The organism is Acinetobacter sp. YH12208 (genome assembly GCF_013418055.1).
GTDB classification, from domain to species: domain Bacteria; phylum Pseudomonadota; class Gammaproteobacteria; order Pseudomonadales; family Moraxellaceae; genus Acinetobacter; species Acinetobacter pseudolwoffii.
Window position 1 is genome coordinate 60881 of record NZ_VPCT01000004.1, and the last position, 15957, is coordinate 76837.

General features: G+C 44.4%; 12 protein-coding genes. 7 read left to right on the forward strand and 5 right to left on the reverse strand.

What is annotated here, in order from left to right:
- Positions 1-39 precede the first annotated feature (39 nt).
- The 3 genes from sstT to FTU95_RS05715 all read right to left on the reverse strand — a co-directional run bounded on the left by sstT (position 40) and on the right by FTU95_RS05715 (position 3852).
- Complete coding sequence (gene sstT / locus FTU95_RS05705; RefSeq protein ID WP_100357624.1) at positions 40-1236, reverse strand: serine/threonine transporter SstT; 1197 nt, start codon at positions 1234-1236, stop codon at positions 40-42.
- Between the two features lie 328 nt (positions 1237-1564).
- On the reverse strand, positions 1565-3313 hold the full coding sequence (locus FTU95_RS05710; protein WP_005096988.1) for a SulP family inorganic anion transporter: 1749 nt from the start codon (positions 3311-3313) through the stop codon (positions 1565-1567).
- Between the two features lie 221 nt (positions 3314-3534).
- Positions 3535-3852, reverse strand: coding sequence for a helix-turn-helix transcriptional regulator (locus FTU95_RS05715; RefSeq protein ID WP_005096987.1), 318 nt, complete (start codon positions 3850-3852; stop codon positions 3535-3537).
- 281 nt (positions 3853-4133) lie between these two features.
- Here FTU95_RS05715 and cysK point away from each other — a divergent pair, with 281 nt between their 5' ends.
- The 4 genes from cysK (at position 4134) to FTU95_RS05735 (ending at position 8699) form a co-directional block, all read left to right on the forward strand.
- The gene (gene cysK, locus FTU95_RS05720; RefSeq protein ID WP_100357622.1) at positions 4134-5132 is read left to right on the forward strand and encodes a cysteine synthase A; all 999 of its coding nucleotides are present in this window, start codon (positions 4134-4136) and stop codon (positions 5130-5132) included.
- 191 nt (positions 5133-5323) lie between these two features.
- On the forward strand, positions 5324-8026 hold the full coding sequence (locus tag FTU95_RS05725; RefSeq protein WP_180077815.1) for a heavy metal translocating P-type ATPase: 2703 nt from the start codon (positions 5324-5326) through the stop codon (positions 8024-8026).
- Positions 8023-8430 carry a Cu(I)-responsive transcriptional regulator gene (gene cueR / locus FTU95_RS05730; protein ID WP_005096982.1) on the forward strand — a complete coding sequence of 136 codons (408 nt, stop codon included), beginning with the start codon at positions 8023-8025 and terminating at the stop codon, positions 8428-8430. Before FTU95_RS05725 ends, cueR begins: the two co-directional genes overlap by 4 nt.
- A gap of 74 nt (positions 8431-8504) precedes the next feature.
- Complete coding sequence (locus FTU95_RS05735; protein ID WP_005096981.1) at positions 8505-8699, forward strand: heavy-metal-associated domain-containing protein; 195 nt, start codon at positions 8505-8507, stop codon at positions 8697-8699.
- Positions 8700-8764: 65 nt separating this feature from the next.
- Here FTU95_RS05735 and FTU95_RS05740 read toward each other — a convergent pair whose 3' ends face one another.
- Entirely contained in the window at positions 8765-9370 is a 606-nt protein-coding gene (locus tag FTU95_RS05740) for a TetR/AcrR family transcriptional regulator (RefSeq protein WP_005096979.1), read from the reverse strand.
- Positions 9371-9902: 532 nt separating this feature from the next.
- Between FTU95_RS05740 and FTU95_RS05745 the strand changes: the two genes are divergently transcribed.
- The 3 genes from FTU95_RS05745 (at position 9903) to FTU95_RS05755 (ending at position 14555) form a co-directional block, all read left to right on the forward strand.
- On the forward strand, positions 9903-11684 hold the full coding sequence (locus FTU95_RS05745) for an acyl-CoA dehydrogenase C-terminal domain-containing protein (protein ID WP_005096978.1): 1782 nt from the start codon (positions 9903-9905) through the stop codon (positions 11682-11684).
- Between the two features lie 81 nt (positions 11685-11765).
- Positions 11766-12941 carry a thiolase family protein gene (locus FTU95_RS05750; protein ID WP_180076350.1) on the forward strand — a complete coding sequence of 392 codons (1176 nt, stop codon included), beginning with the start codon at positions 11766-11768 and terminating at the stop codon, positions 12939-12941.
- Between the two features lie 117 nt (positions 12942-13058).
- Positions 13059-14555: a succinate CoA transferase gene (locus tag FTU95_RS05755; protein WP_005096976.1), complete on the forward strand. Its 1497-nt coding sequence runs from the start codon at positions 13059-13061 to the stop codon at positions 14553-14555.
- A gap of 88 nt (positions 14556-14643) precedes the next feature.
- Here FTU95_RS05755 and FTU95_RS05760 read toward each other — a convergent pair whose 3' ends face one another.
- On the reverse strand, positions 14644-15720 hold the full coding sequence (locus FTU95_RS05760) for a putative zinc-binding metallopeptidase (RefSeq protein WP_180077818.1): 1077 nt from the start codon (positions 15718-15720) through the stop codon (positions 14644-14646).
- Positions 15721-15957: the final 237 nt, after the last annotated feature.

A 15957-nucleotide genomic window follows, 5' to 3' on the forward strand; every position in this document is an offset into this window, starting at 1 on the left:
AACATCATTGGCAAAAAATTTTGATTATTCAATATAAAATCAATTTGATGCGCGGTCTACTGCTGTGGTAAATAAAACATCCGTAGACGAGTTTAAAGCAGTTTCAGTAGAATCCTGCAATACACTGATTACCATACCAATCGCGACCACTTGCATAGCGATATCCGAAGAAATACCAAACAGACCACAGGCCACAGGAATCAACAATAATGAACCACCGGCCACACCTGAAGCACCACAGGCCGAGATGGTTGCTACTACGGAAAGAATTAGCATGGTGGTGAAATCTACGCTAATGCCCAAGGTATTTACCGTTGCCAGTGACAATACGGTAATGGTGACCGATGCCCCAGCCATATTGATCACAGCACCGAGAGGAATCGCGATACTTGCGGTTGATTCTTTGACACCTAGACGTTTTGCCAGATCCAGATTGACGGGAATGTTGGCTGCCGAACTACGGGTAAAGAAGGCGGTAATGCCACTTTCACGCAAGCAGGTAAAGACGAGTGGATAGGGGTTGTGACGCGTCACTAAAGCCACCAACATTGGGTTAATTACCAGTGCAACAAAAGCCATCGTACCTAATAGTACCGCAAGTAAATGTGCATAACTGGTCAGCGTATCCAGACCGGATTCAGCAAAAGTCACTGCAACCAGACCAAAAATACCCACAGGTGCAAAACTGATCACTAAACGAATCACATAATTAACCGCAAAGGCGGCATCATTCAAAAGGGTCTTGGTGGTATCCGATGCATGACGGAAGGCGATGCCCAATGCCACAGACCAGGCCAGAACGCCAATGAAATTTGCTTCAGCAATAGCAACGACCGGGTTGGCGACAAAGCTAAGCAGCAGATTCTTCAGGATTTCTACCAGACTGCCAGGTGGCTGTAAGTCCGCTTGTGCAGCAATATCCAGAAACAGCGTACTTGGAAATAACATACTCGAAACGACAGCACTGAGTGCAGCAAGGAACATACCTACCGCATACATCATCATAATCGGTTTAATGGCGGTGTTGGATTGCCCCACTTTAAAATTTGCGATAGAAGCTAAAACTAAAATGAAAACCAGGATCGGTGCAACAGATTTCAAGGCTTTAATAAACAGGTCGCCCAATAGGCTTAATGAGGGAGTAGCTTCGGGAAATACCACAGCCACACCTACACCTAAAATAATGGCGATGATGATTCGAGAGACTAGGCTCATACGCATAAGGGCAGAAAACATAAGATTGCCTTGTGAAAATTACGAGGGCTAAATTTGGGAAAAAGTTGCGCTATTTTATACTTAATTTAAACAAGGCTTGAAATATATTTTTATATAAAAAACAAGTTATTGATATAATTGATTTATTCAAAAATTAATCAATATAAAAGAATACTTTTATTTGAAAAAACAATCTAAAGATGCTGAATAAATCATCTCTTTTAAAGTTATATTCATGAAATAAATATCAAAGTTAAATCGATAAATTCAAATTATATTTGAAAATTTAAAAAAGTTTGGCGTCATGACCGGTTTGAATCTCCGGCCATAAGTTTAACGATCTGCTGTCCTAAATCGTATAGTCTTTATGCTGCTCAAAGATTTCTGGAGCCAAGTCCCGAATTGCCTGAAAATGAGTCAGATAAATGTGGCCACTCAGATGAATCATCAGCTTCGAGGCTTGTAGCTTGTCCATCACCGGGCCTTTCACTTCGGCAAAATGCAGTCGAATGTTCAGTTTGGCCAATTCCGCATTTAAATCTTCCAGCATTTCCAAAGCACTTAAATCAATGGCACTGATACTGGAGCAATTTAAAATCACATGTTGCAACTTGTCATTCAGGCTCATCTGATTGATCAGATAACCTTTGAAGCTATTGGCATTCAGAAAGGTCAAATTTTCATCAATCCGCAGTGACAGCACCCGATCGGAGGTACTGACTTGATGACGCTGAATATTACGAAAATGCTGTGTACCTTCGACCAATCCGAGCACTGCAATATGCGGACGACTGATTCGCCATAACATCAGGATAAACGTCGATATGATCCCAATAATCAGACCAGTGGAAATATCAATCAGCACCACACCCAGAAAGGTAATCCACATGGCAATACCATCGGCTTTAGAATAACGCCAGGCATCAAAGAAAGGCCGAAAATCGACCAGTTTCCAGATGGAAACAATAATCGTGGCGGCCAGAATGGTCAGGGGCAGGTCTTCAAAAAATCCGGTAAAGAACAGGCTGACGAAAATAATCAGAATGGAGGACAAAACTCCTGCCATGGGGGATTTGGCACCGGCATCGGCATTGACCACGGTACGCGACAGACTGCCAGTAACCGGAAAGGCTGAACTGACGCCTGCACTGATATTGGCTAGGCCAAGTGCAATCAGTTCCTGATTACTGTTTAAATGACTGCGTTGTTGCAAGGCTGTGGCTTGAGCAATCGACAACGATTCCACAAAGCTGATCATGGCGATCATGCTGGCACCCGGTAACAAGGTCATGACCAGTTCCCAGTTCCAGTGCGGAAAAGACAAGGGCGGAAAACCGGACGGGATTGCACCCACTGTTTTAATGCCTTGCCCCTTTAAATTCAGAAATACAATCGCTGCAATCCCGAGACATACCAGAATGAGAGGCACAGCCCGTACCAGAAAATCTGTAGAGCCGATCCGGCTTTGTACTGCCTGAGATTTTAGCAACTTGGGCAGATAGATCAGTAAAGCCATCGACAACAGGCCAAATAACAGGCTTGGTAAATGCAGGAGCGGCAGATACTCCAGAAGACTTGTTGTAAATTCTGGAATGTTATTGGCTTTTAAGGGTAGGTCGACCAAGAACTTCAATTGTCCAAAAGCAATTAATAATGCCGAGGCAATAATAAAGCTCTGAATGACTGGATGACTGATCAGCTGAATTAAGAAACCGAAACGGAATAATCCCAAGAGCAGGGAAATAATACCGACCATGAGTGCTAATAAGGTCGCAGCTTCGATATAGACCGGTGAGCCGACTTCAAGCAGTGGATTGAGCGTGGCAAAAGTCATCATTGAAATGATCGCCACCGGGCCAATCGATAAAGTCGAACTGCCACCGAGCAACGCATAAATGATCATTGGCAGGATGCTGGCATATAAGCCCATGATCGGCGGTAAACCGGCCAGCATGGCATAAGCCATCCCCTGAGGAACCAGCATCGCCACGACAATCAGTGCGGCCAGCACATCGGATTTAAATTTGACCGGCGTATAGTCGCTTAACCATGCCCAGGCAGGCAGTCTATGCAAAAGTTTAGACTTGGAATTTGGCATAAAAAGGTCTAAATCACAGATATAGATATATTATGCACAAATTCTGCTAAGAAATCTTAAGGGGTCGAATTTGTGATGATTTATGTTTTTAAAATAAATCAGCTAGGTCTGGCCTCCATTTTCTTAAAGCAGCTATAGCGATTTTCTACAAAGTCGTTATTTCTGCCAGATCAATGGGGTAGAGAAGTGTGTTTTGGCGTTAAATAGTGTTTAAAAATAAACTATTTAATTTGATTCGCACAATACAGCTGATAAAGCGTAGTCAATACCACAATCAAATTTTGATCTTTAATTGAATAATAGATCTGTTTACCATCCCGACGGGTATTCACTACATCACTTTTGCGCAGCATCATGAGCTGCTGGGAAAGTGTTGGCTGTTTAATCTCAGTTATTTCCTCAATTTCTGAAACATTCAGTTCCGCTTGAGAGAGATGGCATAAAATAAGGAGACGGTCGGTATTGGCCAGGGATTTTAAAATGCCAACGACCTGTTCTGCTGAATCGCGCATAGTCGTGATTTCAAAATCGGTTTTCATTCAATATGTCCATTATAAAGTTACAGCCCGTTAATTATACGGGTCTTAGCTCGTAATACCTTGCTAAAAACAGTTAAGTTTTATGGTTTTTAATGAATTGAATTATCAATTAAAATTATATTTTAAATATTGATAGATAAGATAAATTTATTGCATAGTGCAGAAAGTATTTTAGTTCACATTCGTGCAATCAAGTGCAAGTTTCATCAAACATCTACAAACGAAAAAAATGCTTGTATGATGTTTAAGCGACTTGAACCAATAACATCAGGGATATCATCATGAGTACAGATTCAGCTTTTCCAACACCGAATAATTTAGGTATAGCGGTGTATAGTAATAATGCAGACGCGATTGGAAATACACCGCTTGTTCGTATTAATCGTGTGATTTCCGGTCCAGCCACTGTACTTGCGAAAATTGAAAGCCGTAATCCGGCCTTTTCAGTTAAATGTCGTATTGGTGCAGCATTAATTAACGATGCAGAAAAATCTGGAAAACTCAAACCCGGTATGCACATCGTTGAACCCACCAGTGGCAATACCGGCATTGCATTGGCCTTTGTGGCAGCCGCTAAAGGTTATGAACTGACGCTCACCATGCCTTCAAGCATGAGTATTGAACGCCGTAAAGTAGTCAAAGCTTTAGGAGCCAATCTGGTCTTGACCGATCCGGCCAAAGGCATGAAAGGGGCGATTGAAGCAGCCGAGAGTCTGTTGAATGAGAACCCGGAGCAGTATTTCCTGCCACAACAGTTTGAAAACCCAGCCAATCCTAAAATTCATGAAGAAACCACCGGCCCAGAAATCTGGGAAGCTACGGCGGGTAACGTCGATATTCTGGTCGCAGGTGTCGGAACAGGCGGAACCATTACCGGTATTTCGCGTTACTTTGAGAAAGTTAAAAATAAGCCTCTATATTCGGTGGCGGTGGAACCTGCTGAATCTGCAATTATTGGTCAGGCCAAACGCGGCGAAACGCTGACACCGGGACCACACAAAATTCAAGGTATCGGAGCCAACTTTATTCCGGGCAACCTGGATTTAGATCTGGTCGATGAAGTGATTGCCATTAATAGCGCAGAGGCAATCGAGTGGGCACGCAAAACTGCAGCTCAGGAAGGTATCCTGGTCGGCATTTCAAGTGGTGCGGCCATGGCGGCAGCGGCACAACTGGCTGCACGCCCTGAAAATGCCGGTAAAAATATTGTGGTGATTTTGCCAGATGGCGGTGAACGCTACCTGTCTTCGGTTCTGTTTGAAGATATTTCTGCCGAATAAAATTGATGCATTCAATATTTTAAACACTGCTATAAAAGCCCGAAGTCATCTTCGGGCTTTTATTTGGTTCTTGGATGAGCATCCAATCGCAATACCGCTTTATCTTTCCTAAAATATTTAAATGAAAGACTTGACCTTGCCATGCTGGGAATGTTTAAGCTATAGCATCGGCAGCAAGTTGATGCATGGAGATGGGCATGGCAGAACAAGACAGCATCCGGTTATATGAACAGCAGGTGCAGATTGGCGGTATGACCTGTGCATCCTGCGTGGCTCGGGTCGAAAAAGCCTTGAAAAAAATTGAGGGCGTGGTTGAGGCATCTGTCAACCTGTCGACTGAAAAAGCTTTTATTAAAAGCCAGCAGCCGATTGCTGCCGCTGTGCTAGTTCAAGCAATTGAAAAAACTGGCTTTGATGTATCGACGCAACAGTTTGCTTTGAATATTGAAGGCATGACCTGTGCATCTTGTGTGGCTCGCGTAGAAAAAGCCCTAAAAAAAGTAGAAGGTGTACTGGATGCACACGTGAATCTGGCCACTGAAAAGGCGCATGTGAGTCTAATCAATTCTGTGCCATTGTCCAAGTTGACTCAGGCGGTGCAAAAAGCCGGTTTTGATCTTCAGGCTGACCGGATTGAACTGGCGATTGAAGGCATGACCTGCGCCTCCTGCGTCGCGCGTGTTGAAAAAGCTTTATTAAAAGTAGACGGCGTCAGTACAGCACAAGTCAATCTGGCGACTGAAACTGCTTCGATTCAGGCATCCCGTCAGCACATCCCAGCTTTGATTGCTGCTGTAGAAAAAGCCGGTTTTAAAGCCACAGAAAAAACCAATACACATCTCTCGGCAGATCGCCATGTGGCTTTTCAGGAAAAGAAAGCCACTGAAACCGCGCAACTGAAACGGGATCTTTGGCTTGCTCTTATTCTGGCAGTCCCTGTATTTATTCTAGAAATGGGTTCACATCTGATCCCGGCTTTTCATCATTTTATTGCGCAGACGTTGGGAACCCAGAACAGCTGGTATCTGCAGTTTGTGCTGACCAGTTTGGTGCTGATTATTCCGGGACGGCGTTTTTATCAGCATGGTATTCCGGCTTTATTGCGTTTGGCGCCGGATATGAATTCTCTGGTCGCAGTCGGAACAATCGCAGCTTATGGATTTTCCTGCATTGCGACCTTTTTTCCGCAGCTGTTACCCCAGTCCACCGTCCATGTATATTTTGAAGCGGCAGCTGTCATTGTTGCGCTGATTTTACTGGGGCGGTATCTGGAAGCCAAAGCCAAAGGTAAAACCTCAGAAGCGATTCAGTATCTGGTCGGCTTGCAACCGAAAACCGCACGGGTACAACAGCATGGCAACTGGGTTGATCTGGCGATTGCCGATGTACAACAGGGCATGCTGATTGAAATCCGCCCGGGTGAAAAAGTCGCCGTCGATGGTGAAGTGGTTGCCGGGCAAAGTTATATCGATGAAGCAATGATGAGTGGTGAGCCTTTACCCGTGGCCAAACAGGCCGGGGATCAGGTGGTGGGTGGTACAGTGAACCAGAATGGAACCTTGCAAATCAGGGCCACTGCGGTCGGACAGGATTCTGTACTGGCGCAGATTATTGAGATGGTGGAACAGGCACAAGGCTCGAAACTACCGATTCAGGCGGTGGTGGATAAAGTGACTTTATGGTTTGTACCTGCCGTCATGGCACTGGCGGCCTTGACCTTCATGGTCTGGTTCCTGTTTGGGCCTGAACCCAATCTGACCTATGCATTGGTCAACGCCGTGGCGGTGCTGATTATTGCCTGTCCGTGTGCGATGGGGCTGGCAACGCCGACCTCAATTATGGTCGGAACTGGGCGTGCCGCTGAACTGGGCGTGCTGTTTCGTAAGGGTGAAGCTTTACAGTTATTGCAGCAAACCCAAGTCGTCGCACTTGATAAAACCGGAACCTTGACTGAAGGAAAACCGTTGCTGACGGACTTTGAAGTCACAGCAGATTTTAATCAGCAGACTGTATTGCAACTGGTGGCTTCGGTTGAAGCCAAGTCAGAACATCCGATTGCCCATGCCATTGTTCAGGCAGCTCATGAGCAACAACTGGAACTGAGTGAAGTCACAGATTTTGATTCGATCACCGGCGCAGGGGTCAAGGCACAGGTAGCTGGTCAGCAGCTGCATATTGGGGCTGAACGTCTGATGCAGAACTTAGGTCTAAATGTCGATCTGTTTCGGTCTACTGCACAAAAACTCGGTGATCAGGGCCGTAGTCCCTTATATGTGGCGATCAATCAAAAGCTGGCGGCGATTATTGCCGTCGCGGATCCGATTAAAGCAACTACCTATAGTGCGATTCAGGCCTTGCATGAGCAGGGTCTAAAAGTAGCGATGATCACCGGTGACAATCAGCATACCGCGCAGGCCATTGCCAAACAGCTGAAAATTGATCAGGTAATTGCGGAAGTTTTACCGCATGAGAAAGTGGATGCGGTACGTCAACTCCAGCAGCAATATGGCGTACTCACTTTTGTCGGGGACGGAATCAATGATGCCCCGGCACTGGCACAGGCTGATGTTGGCATGGCGATTGGTACAGGCACCGATGTCGCGATTGAGGCAGCCGATGTGGTGTTGATGTCAGGTAATTTACAGCATGTGGCCACCGGAATTGGTCTGAGTCAGGCCACCATGCGCAATATCCGGCAGAACCTGTTCTGGGCCTTTGTCTATAATATTGCTTTAATCCCGATTGCCGCCGGGGTGCTCTATCCATTCTGGGGCATCTTGTTATCACCAATGTTTGCCGCAGGCGCGATGGCATTGTCTTCCGTGTTTGTTGTCACTAATGCTTTGAGATTAAAAGCCTACAAAGCGGTACAGTTCAAGGAGCAAGCAGGATGAATATTGGTCAGGCGGCAAAACGTTCCGGCATCTCTGCAAAAATGATTCGTTATTATGAAGACATCGGGTTGTTGCCTGCTGCGAAACGAAGCGATGCAGGTTATCGGGTTTATACTGATGCGGACATTAAAACCTTAAGTTTTATTCAACATGCACGCGAACTCGGCTTTTCTTCAGAGCAAATGAAAGAATTACTCGGCCTGTGGCTAAACAGCTCACGTCAGAGTAGCGAGGTGAAACAGCTGGCCGAAAAACATATCCAGTTTTTACAACAGAAAATTGCCGATATGCAGCATATGCTGGTGATATTACAGCAATCGGTGGAGCAGTGTGCCGGCAATGAACAGTCCGATTGCCAGATTTTAAAACAGATTGAACAGGGTGTCGTCCCTGAGCAGCACTGAGCTGATCTGCAGCTCAGGTTAAATATAGTCTACCCAATCACATTAATTTTTAAAGCGATCCTATGGAGCCAAATATGAAATTCCGTATTGAAAATATGACCTGTGGTGGCTGTGCACGCAGTGTGACTGCTACGATTAAAGATCTGGATGAAAATGCCACCGTTCATATAGATGTGGCGACTAAGCTGGTCGAAGTTGAATCGACAGTCACTGAGTCCGAGATTGTCGCGGCTTTAACCGAAGACGGATTTCCGCCAATTGCTGCTTGATATTTGTTAAGTCATTCAATTGAAATAAAATGCCGGATTCAATCCGGCATTTTTTATTATAGGGCTTAGACTGACGAGATTTTATCCGGGGTCATCAGCGCCTGATTAATATACAGTTTAATCAGGCGTTCACGTGAACCAATCGCTTTTTGATAATTGGTCGAATTTAATAATAGTGAAGCACCATAAGTCACGGTCCAGATATAAGACAAATAATCCCGAATCGACATGGCACTTTCTAAAGCCACCAGATAATCATGGGTCATGTCTTTAATCCGGATAATCCGTTCTTCGCGAATCCGATAAAGCTCCTGAAATAAATCTTTCAGATTCTTTTCATTATTGGTTAAACGCTCTTCAATCACATGCAACAGGATGGTGCGATTGGAATTGAGCATGTGATAGAGCATATATTGCGAAACATAATTTTTAATATCGTTATTATATTTTTTTGATATTTCCAGAATTCTTTTTTCATTCAGAATAATTAGTTCTAAATATAACTGGTTCTTGCTTTTGAAATGCTTGTAGATCGTTCCTTTCGCGATGTCCAGTTCACTGGCAAGTTCACTCAGGGTAATGTCCTGATTATTGTCCAGTAGCAGGCTTTCAGCCATGCTCAGGATCTTCTCTTTACGAAGAAGGAAGTTCTGCTGTCTTACAGTCGTCATCTTCTTGGTCCATACTTTTCGAAAAAGAACCTTTCAAGAATATTCAATTTTACCCAAGATAGCTATAAAACTAAGGTCGTGATATTTATCTAATTTTGTATATTTATGCAGCAACTGCTGACAATGAAAAATATATCTGGTGTCAGTCTGGAAATATTGTCAAGAAAACTGAACCCTAGAGATCAACTTTGCTAAATAAAATTCCATTTTCAGCATAATTATTTTATTGTTTCAGCACATCAAGTGAAATCATTATTCGGTTTAAGACCGTCCTGGCAAAGGATTATAGTGGTGAATAAAGAATCATTTTAAGCCTGCTTGGTTCAGTAAATAACGGTGACATAAAGCTTGGGTTTTTAAATTTTATGTCGCTTATTTAGTTGAATGAGATTTACTGCTGGATTAATTCGAGATGATGATTTTCGATTGATATGCATTGATTGAAGTAAAATCATAAAAAAGATTTTCATGAATCAATGATTATAAAACGCTCAGCAACAGAATTGAGTATCACCAGTTAAGGAATGTAAGAATGCCTATTTATAATGCGCCGCTAAAAGACATGGAATTTATTTTAAATGATGTGTTTCAAGCTGAACAATTTTGGCAAGGTAATGAAAATCTTGCACATTTAGATATGGCAACTGCAAATGCAATTCTGGAAGAGATGGCCAAATTTTCCAAGAATGTCATTCTTGACCTGAATCGTCCTGCGGATGAAGAAGGTGGTGCTCAGTTTAAACATGGTGAAGTGACCACACCTACAGGCTTTAAAGATGCCTTTAAGCAGTTTGCTGAAGGTGGCTGGGTAGGTTTAGGTGCCAGTGAAGAATGGGGCGGGCAGAATATGCCAAAAATGCTGACCGTGCTGGCCGATGAAATGATCTGGAGTACCAATCCATCATTTATGCTTTACCCGCTGTTAACCGTGGGTGCAGGCATGGCGATCAATGATCGTGCTTCACAAGAACAGAAAGAAACCTATTTACCAAAATTCTATACGGGCGAATGGTCGGGCACCATGTGTCTGACTGAGCCACATTCAGGTACTGATCTTGGCATAATCAAAACCAAGGCTGAACCCAATGAAGATGGTAGCTATAACATCAGCGGTACCAAAATCTTTATTACCAGCGGTGAACATGACCTGAGTGAAAATATCATTCATCTGGTGCTGGCGAAAACACCAAATGCACCCGCCGGTTCACGTGGCATTTCCCTGTTTATTGTGCCGAAATTTCTGGTGAATGCAGATGGTTCACTCGGTGAACGTAATGCAGTATCTGCGGGTTCAATCGAACATAAGATGGGAATTAAAGGCTCGGCGACCTGCGTCATGAACTTTGATGGTGCCAAAGCTTATATGGTCGGTAACGAAAATGAAGGACTGGCCGGCATGTTCGTGATGATGAACTACGAACGTCTGTCGATGGGAATTCAGGGCATTGGCGCGGCAGAATTTGCTTATCAGAATGCGGCACAATATGCGACAGACCGTTTACAGGGACGCGCCTCGACCGGTGCGAAATCACCGGAAAAACCAGCCGATTCGATTCTGGTACATGGTGATGTGCGCCGGATGTTGCTGAATGTGCGCGCCAACAATGAAGCATCTCGTGCCTTTGCTGTCTATGTCGGTCAGCAGCTGGATATCACCAAATATTCGACCGATGCTGAAGCGGTGCGTAAAGCGACCGACCGTGTGGCTCTGTTAACCCCAATTGCCAAAGCATATCTGACTGATAAAGCATTGGATTCTGCACTGGAAGCGCAAATGTGCTTCGGTGGTCATGGTTATATCCGTGAATGGGGTATGGAACAATGTATTCGCGATCTGCGCATTTCACAGATTTATGAAGGCACCAATGGCGTACAGGCAATTGACCTGATTGGCCGTAAAACCACCAAATGTAAAGGTGCTTATATTGCAGAGTATATCGCTGAAATCCGCGAGTTCGCCCAAGGTCTGGATGATTCATTGACGATTAAAACGGCGACATTAGAGACCTGTCAGCAACTGGAAGACATCACCAGCTTTATCGTCGAGCAGTCTCAACTGAATCCGGACTTTGCTAACTCGATTGCGGTCGATTATCTGCATGCGGTGGGTCTGCTCAGTTTTGTGTATATGTATGCGCGTATCAGCAAAGCTGCAGCAACGAAAGACGATAGCTATTTCCAGAACAAATTGGTACTGGCGAATTATTATGTCGCCAAAGTTCTCCCGGATCTGAGTGCCCGAATTCAACGTATTCAGGCAGGTGCAGAACTGGTCATGCAATTACCTGAAGACTATTTCACTGCACAGGCTTAAACCGGCAAGTATTGCGAAGGACAAACACTGCAGAGCTTCTGCTGTGCGGTGTTAAATAACAATGATGAAAAAGGATGAGATATTAGAATGATTGTAATTGTAGAAGCTGTACGTACCGCAATGGGCGGTTTTCAAGGCTCACTTTCAAGCTGTACGGCGCCTGATTTGGGTGCTGTGGCGATCAAGGAAGCTGTAGCTCGTGCAGGTTTAACTGCAAACGATATTGATGAAGTCATTATGGGCTGTGTACTGCCGGCGGGTTTAAAACAGGGCCCGGCACGTCAGGCCATGCGTCAAGCCGGCTTACCGGATTCAACAGGTGCCACCACGATCAATAAAATCTGTGGCTCAGGCATGAAAGCGGTGATGCAGGCAGCAGATGCAATCAAAGCGGGTTCGGCTGAAATTGTGGTCGCAGGTGGCATGGAATCTATGTCTAATGCGCCATATTTGATGGACAAGGCACGTGCCGGTTTCCGTATGGGACATGGCAAAGTCACGGATCACATGTTCCAGGAAGGTCTGGAAGATGCAGAAACAGGTCTGTCGATGGGAATTCTGGCACAGGAAATGGCAGATAAAAAAGGCTATACACGCGAACAGCAGGACGATTATGCCATTGGCTCATTAAACAAAGCGGTGACGGCTGTTCAGCAAGGCTTCTTTAAAGATGAAATCGTAGCAGTCACTGTCAGTAACCGTAAAGGCGATGTAGTGGTTGAGCAGGATGAACAACCTTTAAATGCCAAAGCAGACAAAATTCCAAGCTTGCGTCCAGCCTTCAAAAAAGACGGAACCATTACCGCAGCAAATGCCAGTTCAATTTCAGACGGTGCTTCAGCACTGGTGGTCACCTCTAGTGAAATTGCTGCACAGCGTAACTTAAAACCGCTGGCTAATATTCTGGCCTATGCCAGCCATTCGCAGCATCCTTCGGAATTCACCATTGCACCTGTCGGTGCGATTGAAAAAGTGCTGAAAAAAACCGGTTGGGATGCCGCCGATGTGGACCTTTGGGAAATCAATGAGGCTTTTGCCATGGTGACGATGCTAGCCATTGATGGCTTTGAACTGGATACTGCAAAAGTCAACATCAACGGTGGCGCATGTGCGCTCGGTCATCCACTGGGGTCTTCTGGTTCCCGTATTATTGTGACCTTGATTCATGCCTTAAAACGTACTGGTGGCAAGAAAGGCATTGCCGCACTGTGTATCGGGGGCGGTGAAGCAACTGCGATTGCAGTGGAACTGGTTTAAGTCCAGCCAAAATTCAATGCTCGAATTAGCAAAATTAATTATTGATTGATTTAGACGCTAATGCTCTTGGTTCACCAGGAGCAGATGCCTCTTTATTTTATATTTTTGAGATTTTTTATGAACGGTTTAGAGCGCATTCGTTTGCTCCCATTACAAGATAAAGTCGTATCTGTCGAAAAAGCACTACAACTGATTCAAGATGGCGATGTAGTTGGTTTAAGTGGTTTTGGGGGGGCAGGTGAAGCGAAAACTGTGCCTTTGGCCTTGGCTGAATATGCACAGAAGTATCCAATTCATATTACCTTGGCGACAGGTGCAAGTCTGGGGAACCGGATTGATGGAAAACTCAATGAAGCACATGTCATAACCCGCCGTTATCCTTATCAGGCAGATCCTTCTTTACGTAAAGCGATTAATGCCGGTGAAGTGATGTATGTCGATCAGCATCTCTCTGAACTGGCCGATAATATCCGTCATAAAAACTTGCCAGCGATTAATGTGGCTGTAATTGCTGCAACTGCGATTACTGAAGACGGTCAGATTATTCCGACAGGCTCTTGCGGAAATTCTGCAAATTTCATCGAAATGGCAGATCGGGTCATTATTGAAATTGATATGACGATTAATCCCGTACTAGAAGGTGTTCACGATATCTATGTACCTCAAGCGCGCCCAAACCGCGAGCCAATTCCTCTGACTCAAGCCAGTGACAAAATTGGAACAATCGGGATTCATGTTGCACCTGAAAAAATTTCTGCGATTGTCATCAATGAGATTCCAGACACTTCCTTTGGCATGGACGAACCGGATCAAGAAACGCTGGCGATTGCCAGTCACCTGATTCATTTCTTTGAACAGGAAGTGGCAGCAGGGCGTTTACCTGAAAATCTGGGGCCGCTGCAATCCGGTGTGGGCTCCGTGGCCAATGCGGTCTTTGCCGGCTTCGAACATTCCAATTTCAATAATCTGGAAATGTATTCTGAAGTCTTGCAGGATTGCACTTTCCAACTTATCGATTCAGGCAAGATGACCTTTGCTTCAGGTTGCTCCATGACCCTGACCGATGACTGTGCCGCACGAGTGATGAACAATTTTGATCGATACAAAGATAAAATTGTCTTGCGTCCACAGGAACTTTCCAATAATCCTGAACTGATTCGCCGTCTCGGGATTATTGCGATTAATACAGCACTTGAGTTTGATATTTACGGAAATGTGAATTCAACCCATGTTACTGGAACCAAGATGATGAACGGTATTGGAGGCTCGGGAGATTTTACCCGTCATGCGCATATTGCCATCTTTGTGACCAAATCCTATGCCAAAGGTGGTGCGATTTCTTCAGTCGTTCCCCTAGTCAGCCATACCGACCATACCGATCATGACGTTGATATTCTGGTGACTGAGCAAGGTTTAGCAGATCTGCGTGGTTTGGCACCGCGTGAACGTGCCCGCAAGATTATCGATATCTGTGCTCATCCAGATTACCGCGAAAGTTTAAATCATTATTTTGAGCGTGCCTGTGCGCGTGGTGGTCAGACACCGCATTTATTGAATGAAGCTTTGTCTTGGCATGCCCAATTTGAAGAAACCGGTTCAATGAAAACCGCTTAATACGTTTAATCGCATTGATCATCAAATAGAGCCCGTTGTATACGGGCTTTATTCATTTGATTACATCCATTTTTTTGTCGTTTAAAGATCATTTGGATGATTTAAAAACTTTTTCCAGTACATGCCGATGTATAAATCGAAGCTTGTCTTTTACCGCGTCGGTCAGCTTGAATGGGTAGGCATCTTCCAGACCCATACAACGGTTCAAGGCATTTAAATTAAAGGTTAAGGTAACCCAGTTTGCAAGAATATGTTCAACGTCCTGTCCGCCAATTGGACATTCTTTAAAATCCATGCTGGCCAGATAGCCACCATTGCCAATAACGCGGATTCCAGCATAGTAAGCAGTTTCCAGTGTTTCCATCATATGCAGATAATGCGCCCAGGTTTCTGCCCAGTCTTCCCAGGGATGTGCGGTGGCATAAGCACTAATATAGTTTTCCTGCCAGTTGATCGGGGCGCCGTCATTATAATAAGTTTGCAGCGCCTCACTGTAATTTTGCCGCTCATCGCCAAAATAATGACGAAACTCTTCAATCAGTTCCGGATGTAAGTGTTGCATCAGTGCAAAATAGTAATGTCCGCTTTCATGGCGAAAATGGCCCAATAAAGTCCGGTAATTTTCTCCCATATTCACGCGTGTTGTTTCACGATACACCACATCCGCTTCAATCGCATTTAAAGTAATCACACCATTGGCATGACCAATCAAAACCGGCTGATCATCTTCAGGCAGTAAAAAATCAAAACGCAGGCCAAATGGATCATCTTCAGATTTTTTGGGACGTGGCATCATGTTCATACGCTGCGCCAAATAAAGGAAGCGGCGTTTGGCCTCTTCCAGTCGAAACCAGTAAATCAGGTTCTCTGAATTTTCCAGATCAGGAATCACATGAGTGAGTTGACAGGACTCACAAAAATCTTCATCTTCATTACTGGGAATCATCCAGTTACATACCTGATAGTGCGTATAGTTATGACAGGGTTTATAACTGGCATGCTGATAACTTTTGGAGACTGGAATCCATTGATCAGCACTCTGCTTTTTAAATGCGCACAATTCTTTTTCCGAAGCGACATAGCCGATTGGTGACATACAATGATCACAAACTGATTTGTAAAAAAATAGCTGTTGCTGGCAGACGGCGCATTCAAAATGTTTCATCTAAACTCCCTGTAGGGAAGCAAACTGTCTAGAATGCCTACCTAAATTTCATCCTATTGTAATAACATCATAAAAATTTTAATAAAAACTCTATATGGCTGAATTGTAAATGGAGGATGCTTGGCATTATATTGTGAGCTAAATAACTCGTTATTTTTAAATAGAAAAAGATTGCTTAGAGAAATACAAATTGACAGATGATCTGTTTTTGCAACAAAGCCAGGTTAAGGTGAAATT